The 385-nt window shown below is 65.2% G+C and carries 1 protein-coding gene and 1 pseudogene; both read right to left on the minus strand.

Annotated elements, in window-relative coordinates:
• Positions 1 to 281 (minus strand): annotated as a pseudogene (locus EN935_RS40495) (ABC transporter permease); the annotation flags it as partial.
• Positions 278 to 385: sugar ABC transporter ATP-binding protein (locus EN935_RS40500; protein ID WP_127374470.1), on the minus strand; the 108-nt coding region annotated here is incomplete at its 5' end. The pseudogene EN935_RS40495 and the gene EN935_RS40500, both read right to left, overlap by 4 nt.

The raw sequence follows: 385 nt of genomic DNA on the forward strand, positions 1-385 counted from the left end.
ATGTAGGCCTGTCCCTCAGTGCCGATGTTGAACAGGCCGCAATGCGCTGCCACGGCGACCGAAAGCCCGGTGAAGATGAATGTGGTGGCATAGAACAGGGTGAAGGCAATGCCAGTGCCCTTGCCGAAGGCGCCCTCGACCAGGATGACGGCGGCACGCAACGGGTTCTCGCCGACCAGAAGCACGACGAAGCCGGCGACGACGAAGGCGACGAACAGATTGATCAGCGGGATCAGGCCATAGTCGGCCCAGGCCGGCAGTTTGGCGTAAGGCGTGCTCATTGCGCGGCCTCCTGCTGCTCGACGCCGGCCATCAGCAGGCCGAGCTCGCCTTCGGTCGCTTCCGGGCCGCGCTCGCCGACGATGCGGCCGGCAAACATCACCAG

This window comes from Mesorhizobium sp. M7D.F.Ca.US.004.03.1.1 (assembly GCF_003998635.1).
In the GTDB taxonomy this organism is placed as follows: domain Bacteria; phylum Pseudomonadota; class Alphaproteobacteria; order Rhizobiales; family Rhizobiaceae; genus Mesorhizobium; species Mesorhizobium loti.